The 11,757-nt window shown below is 56.0% G+C and carries 12 protein-coding genes; 3 read left to right on the forward strand and 9 right to left on the reverse strand.

Going from position 1 to position 11,757, the window contains the following annotated elements; translation table 11 throughout:
• Positions 1-60: 60 nt before the first annotated feature.
• Entirely contained in the window at positions 61-837 is a 777-nt protein-coding gene (locus IQ241_RS19245) for a sulfotransferase domain-containing protein (protein ID WP_193910332.1), read from the forward strand.
• A 45-nt stretch (positions 838-882) separates the two neighbouring features.
• Here IQ241_RS19245 and IQ241_RS19250 read toward each other — a convergent pair whose 3' ends face one another.
• Positions 883-5,004, reverse strand: coding sequence for a CheR family methyltransferase (locus IQ241_RS19250; RefSeq protein ID WP_193910334.1), 4,122 nt, complete (start codon positions 5,002-5,004; stop codon positions 883-885).
• Between the two features lie 307 nt (positions 5,005-5,311).
• Here IQ241_RS19250 and IQ241_RS19255 point away from each other — a divergent pair, with 307 nt between their 5' ends.
• The gene (locus IQ241_RS19255) at positions 5,312-5,494 is read left to right on the forward strand and encodes a hypothetical protein (RefSeq protein WP_193910336.1); all 183 of its coding nucleotides are present in this window, start codon (positions 5,312-5,314) and stop codon (positions 5,492-5,494) included.
• A gap of 3 nt (positions 5,495-5,497) precedes the next feature.
• Here the strand turns inward: IQ241_RS19255 and IQ241_RS19260 are convergent, their stop codons facing one another.
• The 8 genes from IQ241_RS19260 to IQ241_RS26680 all read right to left on the reverse strand — a co-directional run bounded on the left by IQ241_RS19260 (position 5,498) and on the right by IQ241_RS26680 (position 11,457).
• Positions 5,498-6,187: a M15 family metallopeptidase gene (locus tag IQ241_RS19260; RefSeq protein WP_322743709.1), complete on the reverse strand. Its 690-nt coding sequence runs from the start codon at positions 6,185-6,187 to the stop codon at positions 5,498-5,500.
• A 15-nt stretch (positions 6,188-6,202) separates the two neighbouring features.
• Positions 6,203-7,519 carry a glycosyltransferase gene (locus IQ241_RS19265; RefSeq protein ID WP_228021865.1) on the reverse strand — a complete coding sequence of 439 codons (1,317 nt, stop codon included), beginning with the start codon at positions 7,517-7,519 and terminating at the stop codon, positions 6,203-6,205.
• Positions 7,516-8,301: an aspartyl/asparaginyl beta-hydroxylase domain-containing protein gene (locus IQ241_RS19270; RefSeq protein ID WP_193910339.1), complete on the reverse strand. Its 786-nt coding sequence runs from the start codon at positions 8,299-8,301 to the stop codon at positions 7,516-7,518. The genes IQ241_RS19265 and IQ241_RS19270 overlap by 4 nt, the downstream gene beginning before the upstream one ends.
• A gap of 108 nt (positions 8,302-8,409) precedes the next feature.
• Positions 8,410-9,309 carry an alpha/beta fold hydrolase gene (locus IQ241_RS19275; RefSeq protein ID WP_193910341.1) on the reverse strand — a complete coding sequence of 300 codons (900 nt, stop codon included), beginning with the start codon at positions 9,307-9,309 and terminating at the stop codon, positions 8,410-8,412.
• A 119-nt stretch (positions 9,310-9,428) separates the two neighbouring features.
• A complete protein-coding gene (locus tag IQ241_RS19280; RefSeq protein ID WP_193910343.1) occupies positions 9,429-10,340 on the reverse strand; it encodes a pentapeptide repeat-containing protein in 912 nt (303 codons plus the stop codon).
• 476 nt (positions 10,341-10,816) lie between these two features.
• Positions 10,817-10,954: a hypothetical protein gene (locus tag IQ241_RS26930; RefSeq protein ID WP_193910363.1), complete on the reverse strand. Its 138-nt coding sequence runs from the start codon at positions 10,952-10,954 to the stop codon at positions 10,817-10,819.
• Entirely contained in the window at positions 10,941-11,201 is a 261-nt protein-coding gene (locus tag IQ241_RS19290) for a BrnA antitoxin family protein (protein WP_193910345.1), read from the reverse strand. The genes IQ241_RS26930 and IQ241_RS19290 overlap by 14 nt, the downstream gene beginning before the upstream one ends.
• Complete coding sequence (locus IQ241_RS26680) at positions 11,185-11,457, reverse strand: BrnT family toxin (protein ID WP_193910347.1); 273 nt, start codon at positions 11,455-11,457, stop codon at positions 11,185-11,187. The genes IQ241_RS19290 and IQ241_RS26680 overlap by 17 nt, the downstream gene beginning before the upstream one ends.
• Positions 11,458-11,588: 131 nt before the next feature.
• On the opposite strand from IQ241_RS26680, the gene IQ241_RS19300 reads away from it, so the two are divergent.
• The coding region (locus IQ241_RS19300; protein ID WP_193910349.1) for a transposase at positions 11,589-11,757 on the forward strand (169 nt) is incomplete at its 3' end.

Below are 11,757 nucleotides of genomic sequence, written 5' to 3' on the forward strand. Positions count from 1 at the left end.
CCTATTTCGGGTTTGGGTTCAGCAATCGCTCTGTCTTAGGAAGATTTGAGCTGACAGGCTATGAAAAACCGTATCATCATCTGTGGATATCCCAAGAGCGGTAATACCTGGCTGACTCGCTTAACCGCGGAGATGGTCGGCTGTCCCGTCGCCGGATACTGGTGCGAGCCCTTCAATCAGGATGAATGCATTGAAGGCACTGACCGAGAGTCTGAGTTTGAATGCTACAAAGCTCACCACAGTATTGAGCAGCTCAATCACACCCTAGCGCTGTATGGCAACGGCAATGAAAAGGTGATCTATGTTGTCCGCGATCCTAGAGATGTTGTTGTTTCTGCGTCCTACTATTTTCGCCTGCGGCCTCGCTATGTCAAGCTGTATCAGCTGATGTCTCTGCACCCTATCGGCAAACGGCTATATTCCAGACTATTTCATACGAAAAAGCACCAGATCGACCGGCTGACCAAGGGCCTGCTACGCGGAACGAAAGATGGCTTTTGGCTAACTGTCCCCTGGGAAGAGCATGTGAAGGGGTATTTAGAAAGCGATGTCATGATTGTTAAATATAGCGATCTAAGACGCGATACGCTATCTGAAGTTAAGAGAATTTGCGAGCATCTGGGTATAGAAAGAAGTGAAGAAGATTTAAAACAAGCGATTCATAATCAGAGCTTTGAGAATAAAAAGAAAGCGCTCTTAGCCAGTAATGAGCTGAAGAAAGCGAGTTCTCTGCGCAAAGGTGAAAATGGAGATTGGAAGGAAGCGCTTGGGCACAAAAATGTTGCGGCGATAGAGCATAAAATAGGCGGCTTTATTAAAGAGCTTGGATACGAGTGATGCAGCCCATTGCTGTTCAAACAGATTCAATCCGAGATTTCTAGACTAATGGTTAATCAGCCTGGCGACGACGGCGACCACGTCATCTAGGCTGACCGGCTTGGCCAGGTGATGCTGAAAACCAGCGGCGAGGATGTCCTGGGCTTCGGCTTCGGCCGCGAAAGCGGTGAGGGCGATCGCGGGCATCTCCCCCCCTTGCTCAGCCGGACGCGATCTCACCCACCTGACCAGCTCCAGGCCGTTCATATGGGGCATGCCCACATCGCTGATTAGCAGATCGGGCGGCTGCGCTTCGATTTGCGCCATCGCCGCCGCCGCCGAGTTAGCGGTGACGACAGTCGCCCCCTGGGTTTCCAAAACGAAGGTCAGCGGGTCCAGGTTGCTCTCCTGGTCATCGACCAGCAGCAGCCGCAGCCCGGTCAGGCAATCGCGGCCGGGATCGGGCGGCGCGGCGGCGGGCTCAGCCGGGGTATTGGCCACCACCAGCGGCAGGCTGACGATGAATGTCGCCCCCTGGCCCTCGCCATCGCTGGCGGCAGCGACCGTGCCGTTGTGGGCTTCGACCAGGTAGCGGACAATTGCCAGGCCCAGCCCCAGACCGCCGTAGCTGCGAGTCGTTGAGCTGTCGTCCTGACGGAAGCGGTCAAAAATGTAGGGCAGCATGTCGGCGCTGATCCCCTTGCCGCTGTCGGCGACCTGAATCTGAATCACCGTCTGGCTATAGGTCAGCTGCACCGCCACCTGGCCGCCCTCTGGGGTGAACTTGATCGCATTGGTCAGGAGGTTCAAAAACACCTGCTGGAGCCGTTCAGCGTCGGCTAGGATGCTGGCCGGGGCCGGGGCTAAATTGGCTTCCAACCGAATCTGCTTGCGTTCAGCGTCGGGCTGGAGCGTCTCAATCACCGACTGCATCACCCGGGTCAGGTTGGTCGGGTGCATCGTCAGCTGCAGCTTGCCCTGAATGATCCGCGACAGGTCGAGCAGGTCTTCGATCAGCCGGGCCTGGCTGCGAGCGCCGCGCTGGATCGCCTCTAGCGCCCGGGTCAGCACCTCTGGCTTTGGCGGCCGCCGCAGCAGAATGTCGGACCAGCCGAGAATGCTGTTGAGCGGCGTCCGCAGCTCGTGGGAGAGCATCGAGAGAAATTCGTTTTTGCGAATGTTTTCGGCTTCGGCCTCGGCCTGGGCCTGCCGGGCTAGCAGCAGCCGGGTGCGCTCGGCCTCGGCCTGCTTGCGATCGCTAATATCCTCAATCGCCAGCAATATTTTGCGACCCTCATTGCCCTGGGTAAACTCCCGCGCGTTCAGCAGCATGGTTCTAGGTCCGATTGACTCAAAGTCATGCTCAATTTCAAAGTCTTGCAGCTCGACCTGGTCGGGGAGGATATCTTCCAGGCGCGATCGCAAGTCTTGAATGTCCCACTGACCGTTGCCCAGCTCAAGAATTAGCCGCCCTTCGGTCTCCTCGGGCGACACCTGGAACGTGTCATAAAAGGCCCGATTGACGCTCAGCACTTGCAGCTCGGTATTGAGCACCAGCAGCGGCTGCCGCACCGTTTCGACGATGCTTTCGGCATAGTCGCGGGCGACTTCAAGCCGGGCCTGGGTGCGCTTCAGATCGTCGATATCGACCAGCGCCAGCACCGCGCCGTCGATCTGGTTTTCCATGGTCTTGTAGGGTCGAACCCGCAGCAGGTGCCAGCGGCCTTCTCGATCCTGCACTTCTCGATCCTGCACCGTCAGGCTATCGATCACCCCCATGATCAGGTCTTCCAGATCGGGCAGGTCAATATTCAGCCGGATATGGCTAATCGGTCGGCCCACGTCGGACGAAATCAGGTTAAAAATTCTCTGGGCGGCGGGCGTAAACCGGCGGATGCCCAGATCGCTGGAGAGCATCAGGATGGGGATATTAACATTGCTGAGCAGATTGAGCAGATCGTCGTTAATCAGCCGGGCTTCCTGGTTGCGGCTGTGAAGTTCTTCATTGGTCGTCTTCAGCTCTTCGTTCGCCGCCTGAATTTCTTCCTTGGCCGTTTGCAGCTCTTCGTTAATGCTCTGCAGCTCTTCGTTGCTGGATAGAATCTCCTCGTTCGCCGTCGTCAGGCTCTGGTTCGTCGCCTCCTGGTCCTCAATCGTCGTTTGCAGATGGGCCTGGGTATCCAGCAGCTCCTGCTTGGCCTCGGCCAGCTCCCGTCGCAGCTGCATGATTTCAGGCTGCGCTTCGGGGGGGGTGGGGTCAGCGGCGCGCTCCTCAGCCGGCGGTGCGATTGGGGAAAACAGAACCAGCAGATAGGGCTCCTCAGCCTCGGGCAGACTGAAGGGAATCACCTCAATGCTGACGTGATCCAGTAGCGCGCTGCCTTCTCGCTGCTTGGTCTGAGTTGCCGAATCCCCTCGCCGCCGGGCCTGGTTGATCGCGGTGCGCACCTCCAGCAGCAGCTCTGGGCGAATCATCTTGAGCAGGTTGAAGCTGGGCTCTCCCGCTGCCGGTCGGAGATAGGCGCTGGTGTCGCCGCGAAACTGCAAAATGTCCAGGCTGTGATTCACCACGACCCCGTCTGGTGCATACTGGCGGAGGATAATCTGATCCGCCTGCTGCTTCACATTCAGCTCATTCCGAACATTCGCCGCCTCGCTGGGCTTGGTTGCGACCATCAGATGGTCGCTAGAGATATAGTCAAAACTCAGGCCAGAGGAGATGGCCGCGCGGCTGTAGAGCCGATGCTGTTTATCGACCACCCGAAACAGGTCGGACGCCTCGCCGATGCTCTCAGACCGGCCCAGCAGCAAAAAACCAGTCGGGTTCAGGCTGTAGTGAAAGATCGGCAGCACCCGCTTCTGCAAGACTGAGGCAAAGTAAATTAGCACGTTGCGGCAGCTGACCAGGTCTAGATTCGAAAAAGGCGGATCGCTGATCAGGTTTTGCCGGGCAAAAACGCACATCTCCCGCACCGATCGATTCACCTGATAGCCGCTTTCCACTTCGACAAAAAAGCGGCGGCGGCGCTCAGCTGAGACCGGAGTCATGTGGCTCTCGGCATAGATGCCAGTGCGGGCTTTATCGATCGCGACATCGCTGATGTCAGTGCCAAAGATTTGAATATTCGGCTTCACCCGCTGGGTGGCCAGCAGTTCCAGCAGGCAAATCGCAATGGAGTAGCACTCTTCCCCAGTGGCACAGCCCGCCACCCAGACCCGAATGGTTGAGTCAGCCGACTTTTCATTCAGAATTCTGGGCAAGACCTGATCGCTCAGGGCGGCGAAGGTGTCGGCATCGCGAAAGAAGCTGGTCACCGTCAGTAGAACGTCCTGATAAAGCGCCTGTAGCTCCTCTGGGTGATTTTCCACATAGGCAACGTAGTCTTCTAGCGCTTCCAGCTTATACAGGGCCATCCGCCGTCTGAGCCGACGGCTGAAGGTGTTGTGCTTGTAGTGGGTGAAGTCTACGCCAGTCGCCCGCAGCAGCAGGCCAAAGACAGCGTTCAGAGGGGCCACCCGAGTCGCGCCAGCAGCCGGAGTCTCCGCCGCTTGCGGCGGAGACTCCGGCTGCTGCACATAGGGATGCTGGCTAATCCGCACCAGCTCTCTGGCAATTTCCACTGGCGGCAGGATAAAGTCAACGTCGCCCGTCGCCGCTGCCGTATTGGGCATCTGGCTAAACTGGGCCGTGCCTTCGCACTGCGCCATGGTAATCCCGCCCGCCGCCCGAATCGCCTTCAGACCCAGCGCCCCGTCGCCGTTGCTGCCCGACAGGACGATGCCAATGGCGCTGCTGTCCCAGGTCTTGGCCAGGGAGTGAAAAAAATGGTCAATCGGCATAAACTGCCCCGGCCTGATATTGCGCGCCTCGACCTGAAACCGCTCCCGCTCAGCGTCGATTGTGATCTGGGTATCCGGCGCGATCACATAGACGCAGTTGGGCGCGATCGCCATGCCGTCGGTGATCTCATTCACCGGCATAGTTGTCTGGTTAGCCAGCAGCTCGGTCAGCAGGCTGTGACGATCGGGCGCTAAATGCTGAATCAGCACAAAGGCCATCCCCATATTGGTCGGTAGCTGGCTGAGCAGCTCTGAGGTCGGCTTTAGCCCGCCAGCAGAGGCCCCAATGCCGACAATGGGATAGCGATCGCGAGACTCCGAGGACTGCTGGGCAGGCGGATTGGCCATGTATTACATCAGTGCTAGGCTTAACCTTGAAGGTTAAGCCTAGCACTGATGCTGAGATATCCTGCTCATTGTATCCTGCTCATGAGTAGAAGTTTCAACTGAAGGCTTCTAGGTCTGATCGGCAGATTTATCATGATTGTTTTTAGCTAAATTTTTATCTGGCGAAACTAAAATTGAGTGAGCAGTTATACCGCATGAAAGCCGCCCATGAGCCATTTTTTGACGGCCAATTCAGAACCATCCGATTACATCTTAATTAAAATAATTGCTGAGCTGCTCCAAATTTGACTACCCCTCGGATAAAAGCATGGCTACTTCGGCTCCGGTGACGATTCCAATTCGGGCCATGACGCTGTCTCCGGGCAGTCATCTCCTGATCGAGAATGTTTCCTGGCAGCAATACGAATCGCTTTTAGCTGAGCTAGGGGAAGCCAGACGGGTTCCTAGAGTTAACTATTGCCGCAAAATGCTCAGGCAGCTGCGTCAGTAACCCCTAAACAGCGCCTCCATAGCGGGCTATCTGAGCCTGAGCCGTCCAGGCCCAAAGCTGGTCGCCCTGGGAAAAATGCCACCATTCGTGGGGATGCTGGCAGAACCCGGCCTGGGTCATGGCTTGGGAGAGGAGGGCGCGATCTCGATTGTACTGCTGCTCTTCTGGCTCAGCACTCTCCGCAAAATAATTCGGATAGGAGCGCGGCGACAGCTCGTCGATAGCAGACCCCATATTCACCTGCATCCCTTCCGCATCGGCTAAAGTCAGGTCAACGGCAGCTCCGGTACTGTGCGGCGGCGGCGTTGCCGGGTCGGGGCTGGGCGGTGCCCAAAATTGGAAAACCTGGCTTTGCAGGTCGGTCTGCTGAGCTGGGGTAAGGGCAGCGGGGTCTAAATCATGCGATCGCGCCAGCTGCTCAAAAGTGTAGTCCACCATAAACTGTTGCACTGCCACCGGACGGTAGGCGTCAAAAATTTGCAGCCGCCAGCCGGGCCGCTGAACCTGAAGCCAGCCCTGAGCCTGATAAAGCCTGTCCAGGACCGACTGCCGCAAAAAATAGGGACCGCGATCGCCATAGGGAGCCCCCAGCATTGCATAGGGATGGGGCATCACCACCGCAAAATCAGCCAGTGGAATCTCCACCAAAGGCTCACCGCAGTCCTGAATCGGAATCTTCTGGTAGAGCTTCACCGCTTCCCTCTCTCTCTACTCACTACCCTCTTCCCTCTCCCCTTTCCTCTTTCCTCTTCCCTCTCCCCTTTCCTCTTTCCTCTTCCCCCTCCCCTCCCCTCCCCACACCTCAACCAAATTCCCCACCGCCCGCTCCCAGCTCTGCTGCGCGGCCACCGCTCGCCCCCGCTGACCCAAAGCCTGCCTCAGATCGGGCTGACCGATCAGCCGCAGTAGCTTCTGACCAAAGTCGGCCTCATCCCCAGGCGTAAATAGATAGCCTGTTTCGCCGTCCCGCAGCGTTTCCACCACGCCACCGGCTCGGGGCGCGATCGCGGGTATCCCCGCCGCCATCGCTTCTAAAACCGTCAGGCCAAAGGTCTCCTTTGTAGAAGTCGTCACGTGCAGGTCGCCGTTCACTAACAGCGGTGGCACCGCTGCCGGGGCAATCCGACCCAGAAAGTAGGCATTCAGCCCCAATTGCTGAAATCCTGCCTGAATCTCTGCCTGGAGTTCACCGTCACCCGCAATCAGAATCGCGACATTGTTGAGCGAGTCTGCCAGCTTGGCAAAGGCTTTGAGCGCAAACTTCCAGCCTTTGTCCGGCGTCAGCCGACCCAAAAAGATAAGTTTGGTTTGCGGATCGACGGCTGGCAAACCATAGTGGGTTTGGAAGAAATCAGGGGCGAGATCGCTGGGCCGATATCGGTCCAGGTCAACGCCTAGAAAATCGCCCCGCCGGACGTTGCGAATGCCCATCTGGCGAGCCATTGTCTCAGTCACCCCGTTGGCCACCAGGGTCCTATCGTAGGCGTTGAATACGCGATGAATAATCTGCTGCGATCCCCACTGCAAGCTGCCCAGCGTCCAGGTGGGCAGGGGAGAAAAGTCTTCGATGTACTCAATAAAGTTGGTGTGCAAAAACGCGGTGCAGGGGATATTGTGCTGCTGAGCAAAGGCGACGCCTGGCGCGGTGAGCATTCCCAAAAAAATCCGGTCGGGCTCATCCACGTGGATTACATCCGGCTGAAAGGTTTCTAGCGCCTGCTGTAGCGGTTTCAGGGCGGCCCGCGCCAGATTGCGCTCAAAGGCAACGCCAATGAACGGCTCGCTGGGCAAGGGGATAACTTCGACCCCGGGTAAGATTGCCCCGACATCGTCCTGCCAATGGGGATAGATAGCCGCGATCGCGCTATAGTCCGGGCAAAATACCCGCACCTGATGACCCTGCTGGCTGAGCTGCTGCAATCGGTTAAAGACCGTCACCGTCACCCCATCGACCACGGGCAAAAAGCCGGAGGTGACCAGGGCAATTTTCAGGACGGGCGAGGAATGCATTGTTGCTTCGGTCATCTGACGGGAGCCGCAGCTGAGGTAGACCGAGCTTCCCATTCCCTAACCCGTTCTTTGCCGCTCTGCACATAGGGCGACCAGGCAATCAGCTGGATCATCAGCCGGTTCAAAACGGCATCGGGAAACCGCATCGGCCTGACAAAATCGACGAATAAAACGACGCGGATCTCGTCGCTGTCGTTCCAGGCTGCATGGGGAAACGTATCGTCGAAGACCAGACTGCACCCCTCCTGCCAATGTCGGGTTTGCTGCCCGACGCGCAGGCGGCAGGCATCCGGCTGAGGCACCTTCAGCCCCAGGTGGTAGCGCAGCAGCCCCTTGTAGGGACCGCGATGCTCCCCAATCTGCTTGTGGGGTAGCAAAATAGAGAAAAAGGCGGTCTTCATCGCCGGAATTTGTTCAATCAGCCGCGTGGTTTCGGGGCAGCGATCGCAGTTTTGCTTAGCCTTGAAGCCATAGCCGTAGAAAAAGTAGGTCTTCCACCGATTATCCTGGGTAATGCTGAGCTGGTCGGCGGAAATGTCCTGAAAGTTGGGTAGCGCCTGAACGGATTGGAGTACCCCGTCCAGCTCGCGGCGAATCACCTGCCAGTTAGCCTCTAGCTCAGCGATCCAGGGAAACTGCCCACAGTCAAAAAAAGCCGCATCTCCCACTGCGGACTGCCGACCAATCCGCCGCTCCAGACTGCGGACAAACCGCTCCCCCTGGGTGATGGCAAACTGATGATGCCGCTGATTGAGCACCGAAAGCAGAGCGCGAATGCGCTGCGAAAAAGCCGTCATGGGCCAACTCAAAACAAAGCTGACAGTAGTTTATAGCAGCGCTGTCCCCAGACCGCATTTTCCTGCCTGATCCAGGCAGAGAAAATCTAGGCCGCCCGTAGACGACGTTTAGCGGCAGGGCGATGCATTAGCAAGAAAGTCCAGTACGGCTGCACAGAACTTTTCGGGTGCATCTTGCTGGACCCAATGGGATGCGCCCTCAATGGCTTGAAAGCGAGCACCCGGAATTTCTTGCGCCAGCTGCTGACCATCTTCCGATTTCTGCCAGGGGTCATCCATGCCCCATAGGATCAGGGTCTGGGCCGAGATGTCGCCGTGGCGATCGACAAGTGCCATGGTTTGGTTAGCATTGAGCGCAGAAGCATTCCGCAGCAGGCTGAGTTTACCCTCCTCGCTGGCCCAAGGGGCAATGATGCCTCGCCGAAACTCAGTCGTGAGTCGGTGCGGATTGGAAAGACCTGCTGCGAAACTGTCTTCCAGTGCGTCAACCAAATCTGCTATCGGGCGAGGCTTCCATCGGAGCGGATGGCCAAAATCGAGCATATCATCGTCGAATCGGTCATAGCAGACCGAGTTCGAGATGACGAGACGATTGACATACTCCTGATGCTCAATGGCTAAAATAAGCGCGACTGCGCCACCCGTGTCGTGTCCAACAACATCCACCCGCTCTAGCTCAAGCGCGGACAGCAGAGTGACAATCATCCGGGCCTGATCTTGAAAAGACCGATCAAAGCGATCACGGCGATCCGACCATCCATGACCCAAAAAGTCTGGAGCGATAACGCGATAACCGGAATCCACCAGGATCGGGATAACGGCATGGTAGAGGTATCCCCAAGTCGGAATACCATGCATCAGCAGGATCGTACCCTGCTGGGCTTCCCCCGCGTCAATATAGCGAACGGAGACAGGAATGTGAGCAACCTGACCTGCAGGCAGAAGAACTTCCCGCTGCGCAGCCCTAAATTCCTCCCACGTGCCCCAGTCATTTGCTCCTGATTTCATCTCGCTTCTCTATTGAGTCAATCTCTTCTTAACGACCCCAACTACCGGATACCATAACGCTTTGCAAATCGCTGATTGCCTCACTTTCAGTGAATTGGAATTGTCAGGCATCATCTTGACTAGTCCCACCGATGTTGCCGAGCTTCATTGACGATTTCTTGAGCCTCTTCAAGGGAGATATCATAGCGAGCACTCAAAAGCTGGGGAATGCGATCGCAGGCGCGATTGGGATTCACATCTGGTCGGCTGGAATAAGCAGGCAGTGCAACATTACATAAAAAAGGCAAAGGTTTCGCCTCTAGCTGAAACGGTTCGAGATTTAGAACTTCTCGTAAATTGATAAAAAAGAGCAAGGCCCCGCTGAGATTGGCATCGCTGAGGTTGGCATCGTTGAGCAGGGTACAGTTGAGGTCGGCCCCGCTGAGGTTGGCATATCTAAGGTTGGCACATCTGAGGTTGGTATATCTGAGGTCGGCCCCGCTGAGGTTGGCATATCTGAGCTCAGCCCCGTTGAGGTTGGCCCCGCTGAGGTCGGCACTGATGAGGTCGGCGCCGCTGAGGTTGGCCCCACGGAGATCGGCCCCCCTGAGCTCAGCCCCATTGAGGTTGGCCCCGCTAAGATCGGCCCCGCTGAGGTCAGCATTGCTGAGGCTAGCCCCGTTGAGCTCAGCCCTGACCAGGTTAGCCCCGCTGAGCTTAGCCCCGCTGAGCTCAGCCCCGCTGAGGTTGGCGCCGCTGAGCTCGGCTGTCTCCGCATTTTTGTTGGCAATGCGGAAGTTGAGCAATAGGAAAACTCCACCGGCAACCGCTGCAATCGTCCCAATACCGCCAATCAGGGTGTCACGATGGGGGTGAGCAAGGGCCGCTTTTTCGCTGTGGGAGAGGCGACCATCATCTGGCGGAAGTTTACGATCGGGGAGTACCCAAAGCCACCCCACCACCCAGAGAAAGACTGGAGTCGCGATCGCGCCAATCACCCACCACTTATTGATTCTTGTCTTTGGCAGCCACTGCTTGAATCGCTCCCGCATTCTTGAGATTCCCTCAATGCTGAACCTATGATCGCTCCCCTGATTCGGGAACGCTCTAAATAATTATGCACGCTTAACCACCCCGTCTACTCTAAAGTAAACGGACCTCTTTCGACATATTCCGGGCGGCTCCGGTGCGATCGCGGCGGCATCCCTTTCGCGACTCACATCGATGTCACCCCGTCTAAATAATGCATTACAGCTTGATTAAATAGCTCGGGAAATTCCATCCAACAGCGATGTCCGCCACGCGCTAAGTAGTCGAACAAAATTAATTACACATTTTTTACAAAGGAGAGTCTGATGTCATGCCGTATAGCCCAAGGGGCATGAACCCGCGGAGCGACGCTGAAAGCGTAACTTGTCGAGGCATCTCACCCTAAAGCATCAGCATTCGAGAGATTCCACCCTGCGGGAAGCCGCAAGCGTCTACGCTCTACTCGGAATGACAAGTTCTTTTATGTAAATTTCAATGCTCAGGTACTTACCACCGGCAAGCCAGGTTTGTTGTGCCGTGCCTGAATCGAAAAGCCAATCACGATCGCGGTTAAGATCACCGCCTGGAGCACCAGATCGGCGTAGGACACCGCTAAAACGCACTCATTTTGCTGCACGAAGTTCTTGAAGCTCCTCTTGAATAACTCGACGTAGTGTTTCTTCATCTAGGGGCTGCTTCACTTTTTCTAGATACAGCCGCAAAGCTTCATTCATCATAGTTTGATAACCTTTTCCAGCAGACTCACTTCGCTCTCGGAAAGTTTCTAGCACATCGTCATCGATGTAGATTGTGATACGTGTTTTACCTGTTTGAGGAATAACGGCCTCTCGTTTAGCCTGACTAAAATCATATTCCGCTTTCATACTGTCTTCTCTCAGAACGGGTTGCAGGACGGGCTGAAATAAGGCGAACAAGATTCCCCCGATCGGTATAAACCACGACTAGCAGTCGCCAGAGATGATCCATTCCAATCACGACGAATCGCTGTTCTCCTTGAGCCGTTGTATCTTCAAAAGAAAGCGCATTCGGGTCAAACAAAACTGCCTCAGCGTCAGAAAAGTGTACACCATGTTTTCGCAGGTTAATAGCTGGTTTATTTGGGTCCCATTCCACTTCCATGCATATATTATATGCATGGGAATAAGTTTTGTGCTAGGTAATGGCTTTGTTGCACAAATCGTTCGATAGGCAGTTGTGATGAGCAAGAATGAATCGATACGGTTGAGATAATAGTCGAAGTAAGGGAGAGCATGAAAAGCCGCTACCGCATCTGCAACTGGTCAGAGTATAACGCCGCCTTGGAGGCCCGAGGGAGCCTGACCGTTTGGATAGATGAAGGGGTGCTGAGCGCCTGGAAGAACAAGCAAAAGACTGGCAAGCGAGGCGCGTCGAATACCTACAGTGACCTAGCGATAGAGA

Origin of the sequence: Vasconcelosia minhoensis LEGE 07310 (assembly GCF_015207255.1) — a bacterium.
GTDB lineage: Bacteria > Cyanobacteriota > Cyanobacteriia > Phormidesmidales > Phormidesmidaceae > Vasconcelosia > Vasconcelosia minhoensis.

What these genes read in the sequence shown, in the direction of transcription:
- IQ241_RS19270 (WP_193910339.1), bottom strand. Translation starts at nt 8,301, where the DNA reads ATGACGGCTTTTTCGCAGCGCATTCGCGCTCTGCTTTCGGTGCTCAAT.
- IQ241_RS19290 (WP_193910345.1), bottom strand. Translation starts at nt 11,201, where the DNA reads ATGAAAGCGGAATATGATTTTAGTCAGGCTAAACGAGAGGCCGTTATT.
- IQ241_RS19265 (WP_228021865.1), bottom strand. Translation starts at nt 7,519, where the DNA reads ATGACCGAAGCAACAATGCATTCCTCGCCCGTCCTGAAAATTGCCCTG.
- IQ241_RS19245 (WP_193910332.1), top strand. Translation starts at nt 61, where the DNA reads ATGAAAAACCGTATCATCATCTGTGGATATCCCAAGAGCGGTAATACC.
- IQ241_RS19250 (WP_193910334.1), bottom strand. Translation starts at nt 5,004, where the DNA reads ATGGCCAATCCGCCTGCCCAGCAGTCCTCGGAGTCTCGCGATCGCTAT.
- IQ241_RS26680 (WP_193910347.1), bottom strand. Translation starts at nt 11,457, where the DNA reads ATGGAAGTGGAATGGGACCCAAATAAACCAGCTATTAACCTGCGAAAA.
- IQ241_RS19275 (WP_193910341.1), bottom strand. Translation starts at nt 9,309, where the DNA reads ATGAAATCAGGAGCAAATGACTGGGGCACGTGGGAGGAATTTAGGGCT.
- IQ241_RS19255 (WP_193910336.1), top strand. Translation starts at nt 5,312, where the DNA reads ATGGCTACTTCGGCTCCGGTGACGATTCCAATTCGGGCCATGACGCTG.
- IQ241_RS19280 (WP_193910343.1), bottom strand. Translation starts at nt 10,340, where the DNA reads ATGCGGGAGCGATTCAAGCAGTGGCTGCCAAAGACAAGAATCAATAAG.